Below are 22,857 nucleotides of genomic sequence, written 5' to 3'. Positions count from 1 at the left end.
TAAGGCATCTCCTTAATCGGCCAGGAAGCTGTAGTGCTGAAAGTAAAGCGAAGCGCTGATCTACCGGCAGGAAAAACAATTTCCTATTTCCCCACAAAGATAGGGATAAAAAGGGAGAAGACCTAATGAGGTAGTCCTCAATCAATAATCGTACTTTCCGCTGAATGGATTAAAGAAACTGATTCCGAATTTCAAATGAAAATCGCCCTGGTTTTCTGTATTTACGGAAGTAACCGCATAAGCGCCGAGGCGAATAATTTGTTTGCGGATACGAATGGCACGCTCTATTCCGCCGAATGCTTCTGCATGTGCAAATTTTTCTTCGGGCATCAACAAGGTTCCTCCACCTGCAGCCAGGTTTATTTTAAACCAGTTAATCACCGGAACTTTACTTAGAATAACCCCATCGAAATGGTGAATGATATTGGCGCGGAAATAAGCGGTGGCGGTGCTTAAACTCGGACCCAGCAGTTGAAATGATTTTAAGGGGTCGGAAAAAATCCATTGGTCGGAGCCCCTGAAATATTTGTATTCGAGTACGCGCAAATTCTGACGATTTACAAATGAGCCTGCCTGGATGTTCCATTTAAAGGTTCCCAATCGCGCAATTTTTCCCTCGTGTTTTGCGCCGATTTCAATGTAATCGAAATTCACTTCACTGTTCAGCATTCCCGGTACACCTTTGCGATAAATGAAATTTATTTCCGGGTATTTATTGGTGAACACAATCTTTCTGCCTTTGCGAATGGTGTATTGCTGACGAATACGGTAAGTCAACTGCAACCTGAATTCACTTTTTGTATAGCGATCGAAAGCAGTAGGATTGTTCAAGGTATCAAAAAGATCTTGCGACCATGAATCCATTTTTAATCCCGTAATCGGAATCTGATCATTGAATTCATAGGTCAATTCCCCATACAATCCATTTACTATTTCCATCCGCTGCGAAATGCTGAACATTTTATTCCGGGCATAATTACTGCGCGAAAAAAAAGTGGAAGCCGAAGCGTAATTATTGATCATATCGTAATAATCGCCCACGCGCACAAAGGTTCGCATAAAACGAATGGGATTGTAGGTAAGTCCAACTCCCAATTTCCCTTTCACATCCTTATTACTGAAACCATAATCGATATCGCCGGTCGTTTCCAGTACATATCCGTTGTCAAATCCCTTATTGAAATAACCACCCAGGCGGTGACGATAACCGCCAATACCGAAGGGAACCGCCTGCATAACGAGCGGATTGATATAAAACTCAATATCACGTTTGCGGGAGCGGTGACCAATTCCGTTTACTAAAAAACTCCAGATGTTAATGCGGTTAAAGGAAGAATCGGCCAGACTGTAATAATCATCGCTGTGGTAATAATTCCTTAAGGAATCCATGCGGTGTTCGAATACCTGTTCTTTTTCATTGAGGCGAATGCTACGGTTTTGCTTCCAGTACGAGGAATCTTTATCATAAGCATCCGTTGCATAACGCGTAATTTCATTGGTAAAAAACTGATCCGGATAATCGCGGTTGATGGAATAATCTGAATGCAATACCGAAACATTTCCGTAATAGCGGGTTTTTCCGTCTTTAATTTTATAATTAAACTCCTTTTTAACCGGCATTACAAATCCGTTTTCATCCATGGCATATTCCATCACCAGGTGAAATTCTTCGCAAAAAAGTAAAACGCGCGGATTGATTTTTAAATCGCATTTCATCAATGCAAAAGAGCTGTCGGCAATCAACATTTCTCCTTCGAACAAAGCTTCCCCGGGGAAGAGGGGTTTGACCAGAATGCGGTATAATTTTTTTCCGTTTTTATCTACGGTTTCTCCCCCGTAATCGTAACTGTAATTCAACACTGCCCCATTTCCTATTGGCGAAAGCAATTGTTTTTCGCAGATGGAAGGAATGTTGATCAGACTTTCATAGATATCAAAATCATACACATAACGATCGCGGATGAGTACATAAGGATTAGCCACCCAGGGCGATTCAGGTGTAATGGAGGGCTCTCCAAATTCAACCGTAAAAGATGCTCCTCCTCCACGGAAGTTATCTTTGGGTTTAATATCGGAATGATCTTTCAAAGCTATAATGTCCTCCCGAAATTTTCCGGGCGGATCGATATGTGCATCAGAAACTGTTTCAACCAGGTGAGAGGTTTCCGATTTTAAAAATGAGGTATCGTTGACGATCCATTGGGTGGAATCGGTTTCCGATTTCAAACTGTCTTTTTCTTTCACTTTGCGTTCTCCGGTAAGTGCAGAACGCTGATAGGTGTGAACGGAATATTTTTTTAAACGGTCGCGCTGGTCTTTTCGAAAATCACGGGCCTTCCGAGCAATTTCTTTGGCAAAATCTTTATAATCGGCCGCCACTACAAAATCCGACAACATCGCTGCATCGGGTTCGAGCTGGATATTGATGGTTTGCACTTCGGTGGAACGAATACTCACTTGCTTCTCCACTTTTTTATACCCCACAAACGAAAATACCAGTGTGTAATTCCCCTTGCTTAAGGTGATGCCGTATTTACCGTTTTGATCGGTTGTGGTTCCATTCTGCGTACCCTTTACCAGAATGTTGACCATCGGTATCGTTTCGCCTTTTTCGTCGGTGACTACCCCTACCACCTTTCCTGCCCAAAGGTAGGTGCTGCAGGTGAGCATCAGTAAAAGCGAAAAAAAGTAGTTCATGTGGGGGTATGACGAATCTGAGTCGGAAAAGTTACTGCTAATAACAGTTGAAACGAAAAAAAGATCAGGAAATCAGATCCGCAAGTTCCATCCAGCGCAAGGTCTTCATTTCGAGATCTTCCATCAGCGTGCCCAGTTTACCCGAAACTTCAGAAAGTTCATCCACCGATAATTGTCCCCCCGCCAATAAGTCCTCCAACTCTTTTTTCTTTGTCTCCAATTGAGGAATCTCCTTATCCAGCTGCTCGAATTCGAATTTATCTTTAAACGAAATCTTCTTTTTATCACCGGGTGACGAAACTATTTTTTCTTCTTTTTCCGGGATTTTTTCTTCCCTTTCCAATCTGCGTTCTTCGGCTTGCTGCTCTTTTAACGTATCGCGGTATTCCGAATAATTTCCGAGGATATCCTTGATTTTTCCCTGACCCGCAAAATAGAAAATATGATCCACAATCCGGTCCATAAAAAACCGATCGTGCGTTACCACCAATACACAACCCTCATAACTTTCGAGGTAATCTTCCAGTGCCGTAAGCGTAAAAACATCCAGGTCGTTGGTAGGCTCATCGAGGATCAGGAAGTTGGGGTTTTTCATTAAGATCGTGAGCAGGTAGAGTCGGCGTTTTTCTCCTCCGCTTAATTTGGATACATACTGATAATGCATATGTGCCGGAAACATAAAACGCTCCAGCATTTGTAGCGCAGTTAATTTTTTACCTCCGGCCAAAGGAATAAATTCAGCAATTTCACGAATCACCTCGATCACCCGCTGATCTTCTTTGATGATCATTCCCTCTTGCGAATAGTAACCAAAAGCCACCGTTTCTCCCACCGAAATTTTTCCGCCATTGGGCTCTTCCGTCCCCATAATCATGTTCAGAAAGGTACTCTTCCCTACTCCGTTTGCGCCAACAATGCCAATCTTCTCGCCGCGTTTAAACACATAATCGAATCCTTCAAGAATAATTTTATCGCCAAAGTATTTTTTCACTTTGTGAAACTCCAGAATTTTTCCGCCGATGCGTTGCATGTTGACGTTAAAACTGATTTCATCTTCCTTCAGTTTCTTTCCGGCTTTTTCTTTCACGTCATCAAAAGCATCCACCCGCGCTTTAGCCTTGGTGCCGCGTGCTTTGGGTTGCCGGCGAATCCAGTCGAGTTCTTTACGGAATAAATTTTTGGCTTTGCTGATTTCGATTTGCTCGTTGGTTTCCCGTTCTTCTTTCTTTTCGAGGAAATAGGAATAATTGCCTTTATAACGATACAAATTCCCACCATCGAGTTCAAGAATTTCATTGCAAACCCGCTCTAAAAAATAACGATCGTGGGTCACCATTAAGAGCGTAATGTCCGATCCGCTCAAAAACATTTCCAGCCATTCAATCATTTCAAGATCGAGGTGATTGGTAGGTTCATCGAGAATCATGAATTCGGGTTTACGAATCAGGACCTGCGCAAGAGCAAGACGCTTTTTTTGTCCCCCGCTCAAGGTCTCCACCAATTGAGAAGGATCGTGCAAATTTAATTTGCCGAGAATTTGTTTTACCCGCGTTTCATAATCCCAGGCCTGGGTGGTGTTCATGCCCTCTATGGCGCCCTGTAATTCTTTTTCATCACCACCATTATGGGTTACTTCCACATAATTTTTTAAAGCCAGTGCAGCAGGATCATCACTTCCCAATACGGCATCAATGATGCTTAAACGGGGGTCGAATTTCGAATCCTGCTCCAAAAATCCAATGCGCACATCCTTGCGAAATACCACCCTCCCCGAATCGGCGGTTTCCTTACCCGCCAGAATCCGCATGAGGGTCGATTTACCCGTACCGTTTTTGGCCACCAGAGCAACACGTTGACCCTGATCAATACCGAAACTAATACCGGTAAACAGATTTTTTTCACCGTAATTCTTCGCTAATTCTTCTACCGACAAATAATTCATATCCTGCTTTAAGGCGCAAAAATAGCCATTCCCTTTCATTTAAAACGCTAATCCACCATATTACTGAAAACCTTATCTTTACTTTCTAATGAAAGCAAACTTGCCGGTTTTTCGTTTTGTTGTCCTTCTCTTTTTTCTCATAAAGAGTTCCTCTGCATTTGCCACACGCGAAACGGACAGTCTTTTAGGCGTATTGCGACAAAACCCCAGCGATTCTCAGCGGGTGATTTTACTGAATAAATTATCCTGGCAGATCAGTTATGAAAAACTGGATAGCGGACTCTATTACGGAAAGCAAGGTTTGTATTATGCCACGCGAATGGACTACCGCCAGATGATGGCCCGGCTCAATTCGACCTTAGGAACTATTTATACCGACTTAGGTCAATTCAGCGAGGCGGCGCAATGTTATTACAATGCCATTGATATTTATAAAAAGGAAAACGACGAATCGGGATTGGCTTTTGTGTATGCCAATATGAGTAATCTCGAAAATGTGCGCGGCAATAAAAATAAAATGTTGTATTACCTGAAGGAAGCCATGCGCATTTTTCAGAAAAACGGGAATAAACGATCCGTTGCGGGTGTATGTAATAACCTGGCTTCGTATTATGCCTCCACCAACAACCTCGATTCGGCTTTTTATTACATCAACCTTTCCGGAAAAATCATTGAAGAAGGAAACATTCGCGAATACTACGGTAATCACATGGCCATGCTGGGCGATTTGTACAGCATGAAAAAAGACAAAGCGAAAGCGAAAGAATGTTTCGATAATGCGGAAAAATATTTTGTGGAGCTGGGTAATTATTATGATCTCACCCACATGATCATGATGAAGGCGAATTATGCCATGGACGAAAAAGATTGGAAAGGCGCCATTCAAAGTTATAATGCCGCCGAAGAATCGGCGAAGCGAATCGGGATGAATGAAGATCTGCGAAACATTTATAAAAAGCGATCTCAGTGCTATGAACAACTCGGCGATTTTGCCAATGGACTTCGTGATTTTCAAAAATACAGTCAACTTAACGACAGCCTCAATTCTGTTGCTTCTACCAATAAGCTCAATGAGCTGAACGTAAAAATGGAAACGGAAAAGAAAACGCAGGAATTGGAATTGGTAAAAAAGAACAGTGCCTTACAGGAAATAAAAAACCAGCAACAGGAAGAACGGATCGGACAACAAAACCTGGTAATTGCAGTAGGCGTTATTTTCCTGCTGGTAGTGGCTTTCCTTGCTTTGTTTCTGTTTCGCTCCAATAAAGCCAAGCAAAAAATCAATGCCCAATTGCAGGAACAAAAAGCCATTATTGAAGAAAAAAATAAAGAGATTGTCGATTCCATCACCTATGCAAAACGACTCCAAAGCGCAATTCTTCCTTCCGATCGTTTGATGAAAGAATCACTCGGTGATTATTTTTTACTGTATAAACCGAAGGACATTGTTGCGGGCGATTTTTACTGGATGGAAAAAGTGGGCAACAAATTACTCTTTGCCGTTTGCGATTGTACCGGACATGGCGTTCCGGGTGCAATGGTCAGCGTGGTTTGTCACAATGCACTTCACACGGTGGTGACGGAAATGGGCATTACCGAACCCGGAAAAATACTCGACAAAGTGCGTGAACTTGTAGTGGCCACCTTCGAAAAAAACGAACAGGAAGTGCGCGACGGAATGGATGTTTCATTGTGTTGCTATCACCCGGCTACGGGTGAACTGGAATGGGCTGGAGCGAATAATCCTTTGTGGGTCATCCATTCGCACGATCAGGAGAATCTGGTGGAGTTTCGTCCCGATAAACAAGCCATCGGTAAAACCGAAAATGCAAAAGCATTTAGCACGCAACGCTTGATGGTAAATGCCGGCGATCGAATTTATCTCTTCTCCGATGGATATGCCGATCAGTTTGGTGGTGATAAAGGGAAAAAAATGAAGAGTTCCAATTTCCAGAAATTGTTGCTTCAAAGCACCACACTTTCATTGGCAAATCAGGAAAAAGAACTCGACTCAACCTTCGAATCCTGGAAAGGAAATTTTGAACAGCTGGATGATGTTTGCGTGATGGGAATTCAATTCTGATTAAGCCATCATATCCCCATCGAGGGTATCCGACATCACTTTCTTTTTCTCTATCTTATAATCCCTTGCATGCTTAATGGCCTGTACCAGTCCAACGATAATAACCACTTTTAGAAAAGCACCTTTAGCTGCATTTTCCGGACTACCAATTATCGCCATCACTTGCAATAAAATGTAAATGGAAAGTGCGGCGATGGAAATGCCGTATGGACTTCTGTAATAAAAAATGGAGAAGGCAAGAAAGGAAAAAAAGAAGGGTGCGTAAATGGCCAAAATCAATGGTTCTTCACCATACATGTTGTATTCCACCAGCGCCATAATTCCGAGTAAAACGGTAAGAATAATAATGATAATTCTTCCCTGTTTAACTTTTTTACGCGCTTCTTCCGAAATTTAATCCAGCAATTCTGCCATAATTTTTTCCGATTAATTAGCCATTATTTTTTCTCCCAGCGAATGATCGTAGGCTGGTTTAACATCGTTAATAAAACCAAAATGTTCGCCATCCACTACCATTTTACCTTTGGTAACGTGTCCCAATAATGTAAACGGAACTTCCTGCGTAGCCATAAATTCGATGAACTCTTCCTGATCATCTTCGGTTACTGTAACCACTACCCGACCTTGCGATTCGCCGAATAAAAAGGCATCGAGACGCAATTCGCTGTCCGACTCCACATCAAATCCCAAACCTTGCGGCATTCCCATTTCCGAAAGCGTAACCCACAATCCTCCATCGGAAACATCGTGTGCTGCGTTAATGAATTTTCCTTTGATCAGCGCTTTCACTACATGTTGCATTTCGAATTCTTTTTCGAGATCGAAATGAGGTGCGGGTGATAATTTTACGCCTCTCAGGTTGTATAAATATTCAGAAGAGTTGATGTCGTTATGCGATTCGCCGATGAGGAAAATCAAATCGCCTTTTTGTTTGAAATCGAGTGTCATCACCTGATCCTTTTCACGCACGATTCCGATCATACCAATGGTTGGTGTTGGAAATACCGCGTTACTTACATTACCGCCGGCTTTACCCACACTGGCAGATTGATTATAGAAACTTACATTACCACCGGTAACAGGCGTCTCAAATTTTTTGCAGGCGGCCGACATCCCTTTGATGGATCCGACAAATTGCCAATACACTTCCGGATTGTACGGATTACCGAAATTGAGGCAATTGGTAATAGCAGAAGGTTCTCCACCGGAACAAACAATGTTTCGCGCTGCTTCAGAAACCGCAATGGCACAACCTACTTCAGGGTCAGCAAACACATAACGCGAATTGCAATCCACCGTCATAGCCAATGCCGCATTCGTTCCTTTGAGGTTCACAATACCGGCGTCGGTCGGACGATTCGTGCTCATGTTCACCGTTCCTACCATCGAATCGTATTGCTCATAAATCCAGCGCTTGGATGCGATGTTGGGTTGAGACAACATTTGCGTTGCATATTTTTTCAATTCTTCCATCGAAGGTTCTTTCACCGAATCGATCGAGAATTTTTTGCTTTCTGCATAATAAGCCGGCTCACTCCACTCGCGTTTGTACACCGGAGCTCCACCACCTAAAACCAGTGAATCGGCAGGAACATAACCCACCAGTTCGCCATTGAAATAATATTCCAGCCAACCGGTATCGGTAACTTCCCCGATTTGTGCGCAATTAAGATCCCACTTATCAAATATCTTTTGTACTTCAGCCTCTTTTCCTTTTTCAACCACAATCAACATCCGTTCCTGCGATTCGGAAAGTAAGAATTCGAATGGCTTCATGCCTTCCTGGCGGGCAGGTACTTTAGAAAGATCAATTTTCATTCCCACTTCACCCTTGGCCGACATTTCCGATGTGGAGCATGCAATACCTGCTGCACCCATATCCTGCATGCCTACAATGCAATTGGTCTTTGCCAATTCCATAGTCGCCTCCAGCAGTAATTTTTCCATAAAGGGATCACCAACCTGTACCGAAGGAAGATCTTTAGCGGAATCTTCAGTGATGTCTTTCGATGCAAAAGCAGCACCGTGAATTCCGTCCTTACCCGTTGATGAACCAACAATGAAAACCGGATTACCTGCACCTTTAGCCGTTGCAGAAATCATATCACCCACCTTCATGATTCCGGCAGAAAATGCATTCACCAATGGATTGGTGGAAAAGCTTTCATCGAAGAACACTTCACCCCCAACAATGGGAATTCCAAATGCATTACCGTAATCGCCAATTCCTTTCGATACACCCTTCACCAACCATTTGGTGCGGGCATCATCGATATTTCCAAAACGAAGCGAATTCAATTGAGCAACCGGACGTGCACCCATGGTGAAAATATCGCGGTTGATTCCCCCCACGCCTGTTGCAGCTCCCTGATAGGGCTCAATGGCAGAAGGGTGATTATGTGATTCAATTTTAAAAGCACAAGCCAATCCGTTCCCGATGTCCACCAATCCCGCATTCTCTTCACCGGCCTCAGCCAGCATGTGCGGACCCGATTTAGGCAAGGTCTTGAGCCACACGATTGAATTTTTGTAGGAACAGTGCTCGCTCCACATTACCGAATAAACCGACAACTCCGTAAAGTTGGGCGTGCGTCCGAGGTATTCCTTAATCTTTTCGAATTCTTCCGGTAATAAACCAAGCTGTTGCGCTTGTTCGAGAGTGGCTGCTTCACCTACAGGTATCTTGCTCATGACATTGAAATTTCAAGGCACAAAGGTAAAGGATTCCCACTCATTTAAAAGCGGGAGTTTTTAACATCGGTAAGGGTTTTTCAGCATTGAGGCGCCAAGTGCACTGAGTTTCACCAAGGATTTTTTAAAAGGGCATTAAGTGGAAAAATGCATTCAGAAAAAAAACCACCACCCTCATTTCCATTCTCCATTTTTTTTTCAGCCTCCACTCCCCTATTACCAGGCCTCTGCTTTTGAAATGGGGGTTGGATTGGAAGGATATCTTCTTGCGTATTCACCTTCGCCGAAATAAGCGTCGAAATTTGCTGCGCAACGGGTTTGCACAAGATGCAATTTCGGATTACGGTAGCGGTCGCCTTCGTAAATGTTTTTCATTTTGTCGACCAGTTCAGAACTCAGGTACTGCATCGGTTTGCATTGAGGCAATACTTCTTCCAGTAAAAAATGGGTTACTTCCTTTGAATACCAAAACCAATGGTATTGCACTTCCCAGGCAATAATTTCTCCGCGCATCAAACTGATAAAATCACTTCCAAAATTGCGTTGCAGAATATTCATGCGAACAGCAATCATCCCCGGCAAACAATCTTTGTCGCGCGCGATGGCTTCCCGTGGATTCGCAGCCATCGACCATGGTTCGATATAGGGCGCGATGGAAGTATGTGCCAATGCCCATGAAAACAAATCGCCAACAATAGTTTCCAATGCATCTTTGCAGGCATTCCATTTTTTCTCGCGCGTAATGAGCTCAGCATCGATGACTTCGCAAGCGAGATTGAATTTGGTAATATTGGGCGCACCATAAGGTGATGCCGCGGCCATTTCCTGATATGTTTTTAAATAGCGTTCACTACGCTCTATCTGAATCGGATTTGCAGCAAGCGCTAAATTAAAATCATGCGTGTACTTTAAACCATCCAGTGAAAGGGCTGTGCCTTCCATGGCTTTATCGAGATTCTGTTCGGTTTGAATACGTAGGTATTCGGGTGCACTAATGCCAGATTCACCTAAATCAATCAGTTTCTGAATGGAATCGATGATGGATTTTTCTTTAAAGAGCACATCAGCATCTGCCGCCCGGTCGCCCATGAGTGCTTTGGTTTCTGCTTTGGATTGACGAATACTTTTTATGGCATTTTTTAAAGCATCAACCATGAGCTTGAGCAATGCCTGATCATTTTTTTCATCGTAAGGTGCATTGGGATCGTAACCTCCAAGATTTGCATTTGATGCCAGCACGCGCGAATAATGATCACTGAATTTTCCGAATAGATTTTCGGTGGTCAGCTTAGCACTAAAATCCATGAAGTCGTCGAGACTCGCTGCATAGTGTTCCATTTTATCCAAGGTACTGCGCATACCATCCACATGTTCTCCGCTATAGCCTTTGTCCAACACTTCTTTCATCATGTTTCGAAATGTATCGAGCATGGGATCGGAATAAAGTTTATCAATGGCCATACTGCTTAAGCTTTAGAAATAATGGATTCATACTGTTGTTTACGAAAACGAATTTCTTCGTCAGGATAAGGAAAACGCCGGCGGTGACGGGTTTCATCCAGCAAATTCAAATCAAGTTTCCACCCGGATTTCCAGCGTTGCATATCTTCTTCGGTGCTGCGATGATTCTCGCGTAAAGAAGCACGAATCTCTTCTGCCGATTGCGCCATGTGTTTCTTCCATTGAGCGGGGACTTCTGCTTTCTCATACACCTCCAACCGCTCCAGCATAAACCAATTGCCTTCGAAGGGTTCCAGACTATCCGCAGCAATTTCGAGTGAATTACGATTTTCCTCTTCATTGATCATGGTAATTAAATCCATCACCTGCGTGTATTGATCGGCCTTTGCAATGATACGTTCGGGTCCGAGCGCCCGGACTTTTTCCTCGAGTGCCGTATAGTGCTTAAAACGCATTACGTTACCGTCCTTCGCAAGAGCAATGGCGCAGAGGTCGTTCAGGTTTCCGAGCTTTTGTTTGAATTCACCCAATTCATTGCAGGACAACATCGCATCACGCAAATCATTTTCCGCCTTCGCACTAAAGGGAAAATCAGGATCCGCCTCAAAGCGTTTCGCCCGGGCAGTATAATAGGCTTTATATTCGGCTAAGTAATCAGGCATGGTTTTTTTTTAGAAATATACTGCATTTGATCAATAAACAAAACAACACATCCCCCCACCTTTTACACCAAAAGGTATATTACGCAATTTAAAAAATATTTATACCTTTCGGTATAATAAATTTATTTATGTCGGAATCACCGTTTATTTATGGAAAAACGGTCAGCGACCGCCACTTTACCGACCGGGAAGAGGAAGCTGAGCGTTTAGAAAAGAATTTGAGCAATGGCATTAACACCACCATCATCTCTCCACGAAGATGGGGGAAATCATCGCTGGTGGAAAAAGTGCTGAAGTCGACCTCCCGCACGCAGAAGAAAATTAAGGTGATACAGCTCGACCTGTTTATGGTTAGTTGCGAAGAAGAGTTCCTGGAATTGCTGGCCCGCGAAACCATCAAGGCATCGTCGGGAAAGTTTCAGGACTGGATGAAAACCGGTAAAGAATTTTTTACCCGGCTGGTACCGAAATTTAGTTACGGACTGGATCCAAATTCCGACTTCAGCCTGAGTTTCGACTGGAAGGACCTTAAAAAAAACAGCGAAGAAATTTTACAGTTACCTGAGCGTATTGCCCGGAAAAAGGGAATAAAATTTATTATCGCTTTAGATGAATTTCAAAATATGACTTCGTTTAGCGATTATAAAACCATTGAAAAAAAATGGAGAGCGGCGTGGCAAAAGCAAAAACTGGTCACTTATTGCCTCTATGGAAGCAAGCGCCATATGATGAATGAAATTTTTAATCATCCTTCGAAACCCTTTTACCGCTTTGGCGATATTATTCATTTAAAAAAAATCCCCATCGAAAAATGGGTTCCCTATTTGCAAAAAGGGTTTGAATCCACCAATAAAATCCTACCCGAAAACTACGCCGTAAAGATATGTGTCCTCATGAAAAATCACTCCTGGTACGTTCAGCAACTGGCGCATTATGTATGGGGAAGAACCCATAAAAAGGTAAGCGAAAAAGAATTGATATCGGCCTTAAACGAAGTACTGGAGACCAATGCCCCACTCTACCAGCGGGAGATTGAAACGATGAATAATTCGCAAATAAATTTACTGAAGGCTATTTGTGCCGGCGAAAGTAAATTTACTTCGGCAGAGGTCATGAGTAAATACAATTTAGGAAGTCCCAATAACGTTACCAAAAGCAAACAATCCTTAATCAAAAACGAAATTCTCGACGATGAGGAAGGAAAACTGGTCCTCCTGGATCCCGCTTTTGAATTATGGTTAAACCGCAATCTTAACAAATGAATACGAATTCACCCTTTCACTACTATACCACCTCTCTAACGGCATCGGAATCTAAACTCGCGCGTCTGGAAAAATCAATTTATCTCACCGGAATTTTCCGGCTGTTCAGCTTTATTGCTGCAGCGGGATTAATGGTGCTTTACATTCGAAATTCCGACCTGTTGTTTTTGTTTAGTTCCATTTTTGTTTTTAGCCTTTTCGGTTATGGGGTAAAACGGAATGTCCGCTTCAACTCAGCACGGATGATTCTGCGGAATAAAATTCGTTTGTTGCAAAATGAACTGGATATCCATGCTTCGAAAAATTCTTTTTTCGATGCAGGCGATTCATTTAGTCAAGGTACAGGTTATGATCTCGACCTCGATATTTACGGCGAAGGCAGTTTGTATCACCGGGTGAACAGGGCATGGACCGACAAGGGAAAAAAATTACTGGCTCAACACCTGAGTAATCCCGATATCCGTAAAGAAAGCATTCAACTTCATTTAGCAGCCGCAGAAGAACTGGCAGAAAAACGAAATTTCAGAATCGCATTTTTAGCGCAACTCATTGCCCTCGAAAACACCAAAGACCCGGTGCAGGAACTTCGTCATTGGTCCTCCCGTTCTTCGCTTCGTTTCAGTGGGAAAATGTTGACCCTCCTGATGTATATTTTACCATTGGCAACTTGTTCGCTTTGGGTTTACACGATCATCAGCGGCAACAGTAATCTGGCATTGTGGTTATCCGGCATCAATTTAATGATCGCATTAAATGCAGCACGAACCATTAAAAGAGATCATGAAAACGTAAGTGGAATGCAGTCCACCTTCGCCCTCTACAGCGCATGCTGGTCGCTTATTGAAAATGAAAAAATGGAGCAGCAGCTGAATAAAAAAATCCGTGAAAATATTTCCGAAGCATCCCTTCAATTCGCACTGCTTTCTCAATTGAGCGAACGCTTCGACCGCCGTTTAAATCCTATAGTTTTCGTTGTACTGAACAGTCTTTTTTTATACGATTTACATTGTGCTTCTGCACTCGAAAAATGGATTCGCTCCAACTCGGGAAAAACGGAACAATGGTTTTCTGCTTTTGCCGAAATGGAACTCATGATTTCTCTTGGAAGCTGGAACGATTTGCATCCTGATTTTTGTCTGGCCGAAATTCAGGAGAATAAGGAAATTCTGGCCGAGGCGATGGGTCACCCTTTCCTGGCCGCCGGCACGCGCACGAATAATTCTATTGAATTGGGAAGAGAAGAAAAACTGATTTTGATTACCGGTTCCAACATGTCGGGAAAAAGTACTTTTTTGCGCAGTCTGGGTATCAATCTCATTCTTGCCCAATGTGGCATGCGATGTTGTGCCTCACGATTCGTTTTTCATCCGGCACAATTACTTACTTCGTTGCGACAAACCGATTCACTCCGTGAAAACATTTCGCTGTTCCATGCCGAATTACTTCGACTGAGATGGATTCAGGATCGTATTGCGGAGGGTGGATTTGCCATTGTTTTAATCGATGAAATGTTAAGGGGAACCAATAGTGAGGACAAACTCAACGGAAGCCGCAAACTGATTGAACGCCTAATGCGACTCGACGCCATCGGACTCATTGCCAGTCACGACCTTGCACTTGGTGATATGGAGCAGATTCACCGGGGCTCAATTCGTAACTATTGCTTCGAAAGTAGAATTGAAAACAACGAGTTATACTTTGATTATCACCTGCAAAAGGGTTTAGCCAAAAACAAAAACGCCTCCTTTTTGTTGCGTAAAATGGATATAATTGATGCCTGAGTTTTAGTCATTTTACAGGGTTATTGTCCACCGAAATACTATCTTCGCATATGGAATTTTTCAAATACATTTTTCACCTCGGTATTATTTTCATTGTGTTCAGCCTCATCTGGGGATTTTTCATGATGATATACCGTTTATTGACCGGTCTATCGGAACGTCCCAGTTGGGAAAGTTATATTTTTAAAACACTCAACACCTATTTTCTGGTTTCGCTGGCCGCTATGCTCACCGTAGCCACCACCAAATTGCCCGATGCTCCGCGGATTTTAATTTCGATTGTGGGCATGACGATTGTTTATTCCTACCTGGCAGGCAGAATGCAGCGCACCCGTGTGATGGTTCGTTTAAACAGCATGAAAATGATCAATGAACCCTTTAATGCCCAATGGGAAACCTCATTGATTTTTTTGAGTGTCATTTATTTTTCATTTGGAATTACCTATCCTCAATTGCTCGACACCGCAGTGAACAAATGGTTTTTGAGTTCGATTTACGATATCTACAACACCATCATCATCGGATGGATCATTGCGGCCATCGGTTTGTTTTTGGTGGTGATTAATTTAGTCCGCTCCATCACCATCACCGCGCAGGCGGTGGCCTGGGTATTGGAAAAATTAAACGGCGGAGGAAACAATAACAATAACGACAACAATAACGACGGTTATACCGATTACGAGGAGATCAACTAAGCATGAAAATTTACAGTATAGAAACCGGGAATTTTAAACTCGACGGAGGTGCGATGTTTGGTGTAGTTCCCAAAACCATTTGGCAAAAAACAAATCCGGCCGACGAAAACAATATGTGCACCTGGTCGATGCGTTGTATGCTGATTGAGGACGGAAATCGTCTGATGTTGATTGATACCGGAATTGGTAATAAACAAGACCAGAAATTTTTCTCGCATTATTACCTGCACGGCAATGCCAGTCTGGATGATTCACTAAAAAAATTAGGCTTCGCACGCGATCAGATTACGGATGTGTTCTTAACTCATCTCCATTTCGATCATTGTGGCGGAGCTATTGAATTCGACCCTTCCAAAGAAGGATTTCGTCCCGCATTCCCCAATGCCACCTACTGGAGCAACGATCGTCACTGGCAATGGGCAACCGTTCCCAATCAGCGTGAAAAAGCTTCCTTTCTGAAAGAAAATATTTTGCCCATACAGGAAAGTGGTCAGTTAAAAATGATTGAGCGAAATGCCGATTACACGAGCAATGCATTCAACAACATGGATGTATTTTTTGTGGATGGTCACACCGACAGTATGATGATTCCTCACATTCGCTACAAAGGAAAAACCATTGTTTACATGGCCGATTTATTGCCTTCGGTTGGACATATTCCGCTGGCTTATGTTATGGGATACGATACACGTCCGCTGATTACCCTCGAAGAAAAAGGTAAATTTTTAAAGCGTGCTGCCGATGAAGAATATATTTTATTTCTGGAGCACGATTCGGTGAATGAATGTTGTACCGTACAAAACACCGAAAAAGGCATTCGTTTAAAAGAAACTTTCCGTTTCGACGAACTATAAGCGGATGAATTCATTTCGAAACAAAGTGCCCTACCCCATTCAGCTCATCCTGTTCTGGATGTTGCTTTTTGCTGTATTCCGGCTTTTGTTTTTATTGTTGTATTCCGACCAAACCGAAGGCGGAGCGATGCATACTGCGCGTGCATTTATTGCAGCTTTGCGATTGGATTTGAGTATGTCGTGCTACCTCACTACTCTTCCGTTTTTATTCTGGATTTTGCACCAGTATTTTCCGAAGGGACCCTGGCATAAATTGGGAAAATGGCTGCACTTTTTGCTGATTCCCTTGGTGGTCACCATTCTCATCAGCAATATCGGATTGTATGAATCGTGGAAAACCTTGCTGAATAAACGACTGCTGCTTTATTTAAAAAATCCGGCCGAGATTTCACATTTCATGGATACCTGGAAATTGATTTTGTTGCCGGTTTTATTGGTGGGATTAAGTTGGGGTATTATCGTTTTAAAAAATAAAATCACTGATTCGTACCAGGAGGTAAAAAAAGTATTTCTGCATTTTATAATTGGTATTCCACTTTTATTTTTCGGTATCCGCGGCGGCTGGCAATTGATTCCCATCAACGAAAGTTCTGCTTCGTATTCCTCCTTCCCTGCCAATAATCATTTAGCCATTAATCCGGTTTTTTATTTTTTGCATTCGGCCTCGGAATTCTTTTTCGTCAGCGATAAATACCATTTTTTTTCTGAAGAAGAAGCCCAAAAAATCACGGAAGATTTTTTACTCCCGGAAGAAAACACGGCACTCGGCGACAGTCTTACAACCACAGGGAAACCGAATGTGGTGATCATTCTATTGGAAAGCTGGACCGCTGATGTACTGGAACGCAACGGCGCAACCAAAGGCGTTGCTCCATTTACGGATAGTCTCATTAACGAAAGCTTGTGGTGCAAAAATGCCTATGCATCCGGTTACAGAACCGATCAGGGATTGGTTGCAGTATTCAGCGGATATCCTGCTCAACCCGACAATACCATATTGGCTTATCCGGCTAAAACAGAAACCTTACCTGCGCTCAGCGACGATTTAAAAAAACAAGGATACGCCACCAGTTTCTTTTATGGAGGAGATATTGAATTCGCCAATATGGGTTCCTTTCTCAATCAGCATTCCATGGATTATATCTGCGATAAAACAGATTTTAATGCCAGCGAATACAACAGCAAATGGGGAGCGCATGACGGATCTGTTCTTCAAAAGCAAATCGACTTTTTAAACAAAGAAAAACAACCATTTTTTTCGGGACTCCTCACCCTGAGCACGCACGAACCCTGGGAAGTCCCCATAGAAACTCCGTTTAAATCGAACAGTGATTACGATAAATTCTGTCGCGCTGCCTATTACACCGATCATTGTTTGCGTGAATATTTTGCACAAGTGAAAAAACAAAGCTGGTACAATAACACGCTTTTTGTACTGGTGGCAGATCACGGTCACTATCTCCCCCTGAACCGCAATTTAAATTTCCCGGAATCGCGCCGCGTTACCTTGTTATTTACCGGTGGTGCTTTGCATCCGAATCTAAAAGGGAAGAGCATTGAACGTGTGGTGGCACAACATGATATTGCGGCAACAATTTCCGCCGGACTATCGCTCGGGCAGCATTATCCATTTAGCCGAAATATGCTGAGGAGTAAAAACGGATTTGGATTTTATTGCAATGAAAACGCCACCGGAATCATCACCGATAAAGCCCACCACATCTTTTTCTTCGGCAATTCCCAACACGATGGCGATCCTCAACTGGAGAAGCTCAACAAAAGCTATTTACAGCGCGCCTACGCCGATTTTGTATCGCGTTAATCAGAATAGATTCCAGAATACTGATTTCAACATAAAATCGTCGGAATACAAGTTTTCAAGTGCAGCACGGACTTCTGATGCAGAGGAAAAGCGCTTTTCTAATCCGGCAATGAGTCCTTTTCTTCGTTCATCCGCCGAAATCCGGTTAGGAGGAATGCGAAAGGAATAGCGCGCGGTCATTTTCTCGAGCAGTTCAAACAGATTTTTCGAAATGGATCCATTGTTAACGAGCGGATAAACCATTTGAAGATTCATAAGCACGGCAGGGTTTGCATCTTCCCAGGCTGCTTTTCCGCTGAGCAATTCAAACCAAAGCACACCGAGTGAAAACAAATCGCTGCGTGCATCAATTAAATCCACTTCATTTAGCATTAGCTCCGGCGCCGAATAGCGAAAGGCAAAAGGCAATGGATGTTGTTCATTTTTTGGCCCACGTAGTGAAGGATCAGATGCTATTCCGGCTCCGAGATCAATCAGACTGATTTGGTTGTGCGGACCAATAATAAAATTAGAAGGTTTTAAATCGCCATGAATGATTCCTGCTTCGTGTAAATCATTTACACGACTTAACATTTCGAGTAAAATATTTCTTCGTTCTGCAACAGAACATTTGCGGATCCATTTTTTGCGCGACTCAGTAGAAAAATCTTCGCCTTCAATAAAATTGCGAATAAGGTACAACTGATGATCGGCCTCAATAAAATCGATGGTATGCGAAAATCCGTTTAAACGAAAATCGGGACGGTATTCCGATCTGAACCGCTCTGTTTCCTGCTGTTTGCCAATGAGCCGGGGATGCAGTTGTTTAATGATGACGGTTTGCGAGGTGATTTCATCTTTGCCCAAATACACCAACGAAAAACGACCATTTTTTCGAAGGGTCGTTTTTTCATTTTCGGGATCAAAAATATAGCTGGAAAAATTTCCTTTTAACCGAACGATCATACTTATTTATCTTCCGATTCTCCTCCGATTTTCTTCCCGTCTTTATCGTAATCTTCCGTTAACACAATTTCACCGTCCTGATAAACAATGCGGCGTTTTAATTTTCCGGTTTCCCAGAATTCTTTTTGTTCCCCTTCTAATCGTCCCTGCGAATAATTTTCGAGACTTTTCATTTTCCCGTTTTCATAATAGGTTTTCCAGGCACCGTCGGGATTTCCCATTTTCTGACGTTTTACCGTAGCGGTTTTTCCATTCTTAAAATAGGTAATATCTTCCTGATCCACCTTGTTTCCGAATTCATCAAACCCTTCGTTCAGGGTGATTTTTCCGTCCACATAAACGATTTTACGTTTGAGCTGACCTTCCTTAAAAAATTCTTTCTGCTCACCCACAATTTTTCCGTTCACATAGGTGAGGGTCGATTTTTCTTTTCCATCATCATAATAAGTTCTCCATGTCCCCTCTTCTACACCCATTTTATAGCGCTTAATGGAAGCGATTTGTGCGTTTTTATGATAGGAAATTTCTTCTCCGTCTTGTTTTCCCTCTACATATTTTTTCTCAATAAAAGGAGTTTCATCGTCGAAATACATTTTGTAGTCGCCATGCATTTTATCGTCCTTGTAATTGATCTCGGTTTTCTTTTTTCCATTGGCAAAAAACTCAATGAACACGCCGTTCTTTTTATCTTCTTTCCAGTTTTCAATTTTCTTTTCTATTCCGTTTTCGAAATAGTATTTCCATTCGCCGTCTTTCTTTCCTTCTTTATACGTGTTTTCCCAGGCCAGTTTGTCTTTTTCGTCGACCTGCGTTTCGTAGTAATATTTCCAGGTTCCATTGGGCACTCCCATTTTATGTTCAGTAATGGCCATCACTTTTCCCGGATTTGCATCGAATTTCTTTTCGTCGTTACGCTTATAATATGTGGTAGCAATTCCGTCTTCTTTGCCATCTACGAAATGGACTTCCCGCTCCAGCCGATTGTCCTCATAATACGAGCGACAAATCCCCGTGTAGGGCGCCAGCGATTTAGCGTGGAGGATTAAATCTTTTTTTTCATCATACTCCAAATCCGAGCCGCAATCCGCCTCGGGTTCTTCGCGGGTGGGACGCGTGCGTTGTCCGGGTTGGTGATTACCCTGAGCGGCGATATCGAAGGATGCCAGTAATAAACCGGCGAATAATAATGATTTCATCATTGAGCTTTTGGTGTTAAATGCAATAAACATGCCTTAAAGTGTTTTGGCTTTGTTCCAGTAATAATCCATTTCTTCGAGCGACATCTCGCCCATTTTTTTTCCATCTTTTGCCGATTCAGTTTCAAGGAATTGAAAACGGCGTATGAATTTTTTATTGGTACGCTCCAGGGCTTCTTCGGGATTCACCCCAATGAAACGGGCATAATTAATCATGGAAAAAAGGACGTCCCCAAACTCATCGGCCACCTTATCACTTTTCGTATCCACTTCATGTTTAAGTTCCGACAATTCCTCATTCACTTTATCCCATACCTGATAATCATTATCCCAGTCAAACCCAACGCCCCGTGCTTTTTCCTGTATACGAACCGCTTTTACCATAGCAGGTAATGAAACCGGCACCCCTTCCAATACGGAACGATTACCCGATTTCAGTTTGATTTTTTCCCAGTTGGCTTTTACCTCCTCTTCATTCTCCACTTTTACATCACCGTAAATGTGGGGGTGACGTTCAATCAATTTATCACAAACGGAATGGAGTACATCTGCAATATCAAAAGCTTGTTTTTCAGAAGCAATCCGGGCATAGAACACCAGGTGAAGCATGATATCGCCCAGCTCTTTTTTAATTTCATTAAGATCCCCCTCTATAATGGCATCGGCCAATTCATAGGTCTCCTCAATCGTCAAAATCCGCAGCGATTCAAGGGTTTGCTTTTTGTCCCAGGGACATTGCTCCCGGAGTTCATCCATTATTTTTAACAAACGCGCAAAGGCGTCCTTCTTTTCATCTAATGTTGCCATGATCTAAAAATAACGAAAAGAGACACCGATGGAAGGACCTCTTTTTACTATTTTTACACAATGACCGGTAAGAGAAGTTTAATTCTGTTCGCTATTCTATTGCACAGCCTGATTGCCAGCGCTGAGCCCGATAGCACCTGGTCCTTCGGATTTCGGCCTCAATACGGATTCCTCATTGCGCATCGTCCTTCAATGGTGCATTTGATTCAACATCACATTCCCAGTTTTGAATTGTATGCAGAGCGGAGTCTCGGTAAAAAAGACTGGCATAAAAATTTCGGATACCCATCACACGGTGTAGCTTTTTATGCAGGCAATCTGGCCAATCCGCAATTGATCGGAAACGGATTCGCTTTGATTCACTATGCCAATCTGCATTTCATCCGAAAAACTTCATTCGAATGGAATATTCGTCTGGGAACGGGAGTCGGATATGTCACAAAACCTTTCGACCGCCTCGAAAACAATAAAAACAATGCCATCGGAACACACTTCAACGGCATTATGTCCATACAAACCCAACTTCTTTTTAAACACCAGCATCTCGATTATGGATTTGGAATTTCCATGCTTCATTTTTCGAACGGATCGTTTAAAATGCCCAATCTCGGTATCAATATGCCGGCTGTATTTTTAGATGCGCGTTATCATTTCGGAAAGGCCGATTATCCAAAGAAAGGTTCGTATGAACTTCCCGCATTTACAAAATCAGTTTATGCGGCTGTATTATTCAGTGGCGGCACACGTGAATTAGGAGCGCCGGACGGACCCAAATACGGTTGTTTATCATTGGAGAGTTTTGCAGCTTTTCGTTTTAGCAGAAAATTTTCTGTGTTAGGCGGAATTGATGTGATGAATAATGGTTCTCTTCGTACGGCTTATCATACGGAATTCGGAGTATGGGATTCCAAATGGGATTTTACGCAAGCCGGAGTGATGGCCGGACTGGAAATGAATATGGATCAATTAAAAATTTCGTTTCAGTGGGGAAATTACGTGATGAGTAAATACAAAGGTGATGGTCCCTTTTACCACCGACTCGCCATTCGTTATTTCTTCGGCAATAACATCATTGCACAGGTTGCGCTTAAAACACATTTTGCTAAGGCCGATTATCTGGAAGCTGGAATCGGTTATCGTTTTTTCCAATCCGAAAAAAAGAAAGGAGCGGTGCATGAATAAATTATTGTTCAGTCTGGTGCTGCTTGCCATTGTATCTTCATGCAATAAGGAAGATGCGCCGGATATGTTTAAGACCACCGGTGCCATTACCAAGGAAACACGCGTAGTGAATGGATTTACGCAACTGGATATTGATGATAACGTCAATGTAATTATTCATCAGGACAGCATTAATCAGCATGTAGAAGTGGTTGCCGGAAAAAATCTTTTACCAAAAATCACGACCACGCTTGAAGGAAACATTCTTAAAATCCGAAACAATAACAAATGGAATTTCATGCGCAGTTATAAATATGAAATCGATGTTCACATTTATACGCCGCAATTAACCAAAATTGAATACGCAGGAGGTGGCGACATTAAAAGTGCCAATCGTCTGCAATTTCCCAGTCTTACCCTACTAACCGAAGGCGGCGGATCGGATGTGTTGCTCGATCTGCAATGCGATTCCTTGTTTGCCATTCTTCACACCGGTGTGAGTAATTTATACCTGACGGGGAACTCCAATTTCACTTATTTGTATTCGGCAGGAATGAGTATTTGTCACACCGAAAATCTCATCAGCAACGATGTGCACGTCAACAACGCCTCCTCCGGCGATTTTTATGTGAATGCAACCAATTCTCTATTGGTGGAAATTGAATCCTTCAGCACCACCTGGTACCGCGGAAATCCGGCACTTACGATTTTTAAAATCGGCACGGGTGATGTAAAACCTTTACAATAAACCATTTACAAGTCGCTTCTTTTCCTCTTTTTTCTTGAGCACCGCAATAG

Annotated in this window: 17 protein-coding genes; 8 read left to right on the top strand and 9 right to left on the bottom strand. The window is 42.7% G+C overall.

The window, feature by feature from the left end; genetic code table 11:
• Positions 1-141: 141 nt before the first annotated feature.
• Both K1X56_02100 and K1X56_02095 read right to left on the bottom strand, forming a co-directional pair.
• Positions 142-2,697, bottom strand: a complete 2,556-nt coding sequence (locus K1X56_02100) for a DUF5686 and carboxypeptidase regulatory-like domain-containing protein (protein ID MBX7093484.1) — start codon at positions 2,695-2,697, stop codon at positions 142-144.
• Positions 2,698-2,761: 64 nt separating this feature from the next.
• Positions 2,762-4,639 carry an ABC-F family ATP-binding cassette domain-containing protein gene (locus tag K1X56_02095; GenBank protein ID MBX7093483.1) on the bottom strand — a complete coding sequence of 626 codons (1,878 nt, stop codon included), beginning with the start codon at positions 4,637-4,639 and terminating at the stop codon, positions 2,762-2,764.
• An 88-nt stretch (positions 4,640-4,727) separates the two neighbouring features.
• Between K1X56_02095 and K1X56_02090 the strand changes: the two genes are divergently transcribed.
• Positions 4,728-6,722: a SpoIIE family protein phosphatase gene (locus K1X56_02090; protein ID MBX7093482.1), complete on the top strand. Its 1,995-nt coding sequence runs from the start codon at positions 4,728-4,730 to the stop codon at positions 6,720-6,722.
• Here the strand turns inward: K1X56_02090 and K1X56_02085 are convergent, their stop codons facing one another.
• From K1X56_02085 to K1X56_02070, 4 genes are all read right to left on the bottom strand, one after another.
• Positions 6,723-7,040: a hypothetical protein gene (locus K1X56_02085; GenBank protein MBX7093481.1), complete on the bottom strand. Its 318-nt coding sequence runs from the start codon at positions 7,038-7,040 to the stop codon at positions 6,723-6,725.
• 108 nt (positions 7,041-7,148) lie between these two features.
• On the bottom strand, positions 7,149-9,413 hold the full coding sequence (purL, locus tag K1X56_02080) for a phosphoribosylformylglycinamidine synthase subunit PurL (GenBank protein ID MBX7093480.1): 2,265 nt from the start codon (positions 9,411-9,413) through the stop codon (positions 7,149-7,151).
• 216 nt (positions 9,414-9,629) lie between these two features.
• A complete protein-coding gene (locus K1X56_02075) occupies positions 9,630-10,874 on the bottom strand; it encodes a hypothetical protein (GenBank protein ID MBX7093479.1) in 1,245 nt (414 codons plus the stop codon).
• Between the two features lie 5 nt (positions 10,875-10,879).
• Positions 10,880-11,536 (bottom strand): hypothetical protein, encoded by a 657-nt coding sequence (locus K1X56_02070; GenBank protein ID MBX7093478.1) that lies wholly within the window; start codon positions 11,534-11,536, stop codon positions 10,880-10,882.
• A gap of 128 nt (positions 11,537-11,664) precedes the next feature.
• On the opposite strand from K1X56_02070, the gene K1X56_02065 reads away from it, so the two are divergent.
• From K1X56_02065 to K1X56_02045, 5 genes are read left to right on the top strand one after another with little or no spacing between them, the layout of a single operon-like run.
• Complete coding sequence (locus tag K1X56_02065; GenBank protein ID MBX7093477.1) at positions 11,665-12,798, top strand: ATP-binding protein; 1,134 nt, start codon at positions 11,665-11,667, stop codon at positions 12,796-12,798.
• Positions 12,795-14,579: a hypothetical protein gene (locus K1X56_02060; GenBank protein ID MBX7093476.1), complete on the top strand. Its 1,785-nt coding sequence runs from the start codon at positions 12,795-12,797 to the stop codon at positions 14,577-14,579. Before K1X56_02065 ends, K1X56_02060 begins: the two co-directional genes overlap by 4 nt.
• A gap of 50 nt (positions 14,580-14,629) precedes the next feature.
• The gene (locus tag K1X56_02055) at positions 14,630-15,274 is read left to right on the top strand and encodes a hypothetical protein (protein MBX7093475.1); all 645 of its coding nucleotides are present in this window, start codon (positions 14,630-14,632) and stop codon (positions 15,272-15,274) included.
• Between the two features lie 2 nt (positions 15,275-15,276).
• Positions 15,277-16,128 carry an MBL fold metallo-hydrolase gene (locus K1X56_02050; protein MBX7093474.1) on the top strand — a complete coding sequence of 284 codons (852 nt, stop codon included), beginning with the start codon at positions 15,277-15,279 and terminating at the stop codon, positions 16,126-16,128.
• Between the two features lie 4 nt (positions 16,129-16,132).
• Positions 16,133-17,950: a sulfatase-like hydrolase/transferase gene (locus K1X56_02045; protein MBX7093473.1), complete on the top strand. Its 1,818-nt coding sequence runs from the start codon at positions 16,133-16,135 to the stop codon at positions 17,948-17,950.
• Here the strand turns inward: K1X56_02045 and K1X56_02040 are convergent, their stop codons facing one another.
• The 3 genes from K1X56_02040 to mazG are packed head-to-tail and all read right to left on the bottom strand — an operon-like array spanning position 17,951 to position 20,898.
• On the bottom strand, positions 17,951-18,895 hold the full coding sequence (locus K1X56_02040; GenBank protein ID MBX7093472.1) for a protein kinase: 945 nt from the start codon (positions 18,893-18,895) through the stop codon (positions 17,951-17,953).
• Positions 18,896-18,897: 2 nt separating this feature from the next.
• Complete coding sequence (locus K1X56_02035; protein MBX7093471.1) at positions 18,898-20,091, bottom strand: hypothetical protein; 1,194 nt, start codon at positions 20,089-20,091, stop codon at positions 18,898-18,900.
• A gap of 36 nt (positions 20,092-20,127) precedes the next feature.
• A complete protein-coding gene (mazG, locus tag K1X56_02030) occupies positions 20,128-20,898 on the bottom strand; it encodes a nucleoside triphosphate pyrophosphohydrolase (protein MBX7093470.1) in 771 nt (256 codons plus the stop codon).
• Positions 20,899-20,958: 60 nt separating this feature from the next.
• On the opposite strand from mazG, the gene K1X56_02025 reads away from it, so the two are divergent.
• Positions 20,959-22,080: an acyloxyacyl hydrolase gene (locus K1X56_02025; GenBank protein ID MBX7093469.1), complete on the top strand. Its 1,122-nt coding sequence runs from the start codon at positions 20,959-20,961 to the stop codon at positions 22,078-22,080.
• Positions 22,073-22,807 (top strand): DUF2807 domain-containing protein, encoded by a 735-nt coding sequence (locus tag K1X56_02020; GenBank protein ID MBX7093468.1) that lies wholly within the window; start codon positions 22,073-22,075, stop codon positions 22,805-22,807. Before K1X56_02025 ends, K1X56_02020 begins: the two co-directional genes overlap by 8 nt.
• The last annotated feature ends 50 nt before the right edge of the window (positions 22,808-22,857 follow it).

It is taken from the genome of Flavobacteriales bacterium (genome assembly GCA_019694795.1).
GTDB lineage: Bacteria > Bacteroidota > Bacteroidia > Flavobacteriales_D > UBA2798 > UBA2798.
Note: the sequence above shows the minus strand (reverse complement) of the source record. Positions and strands in the feature narration are given on the sequence as shown.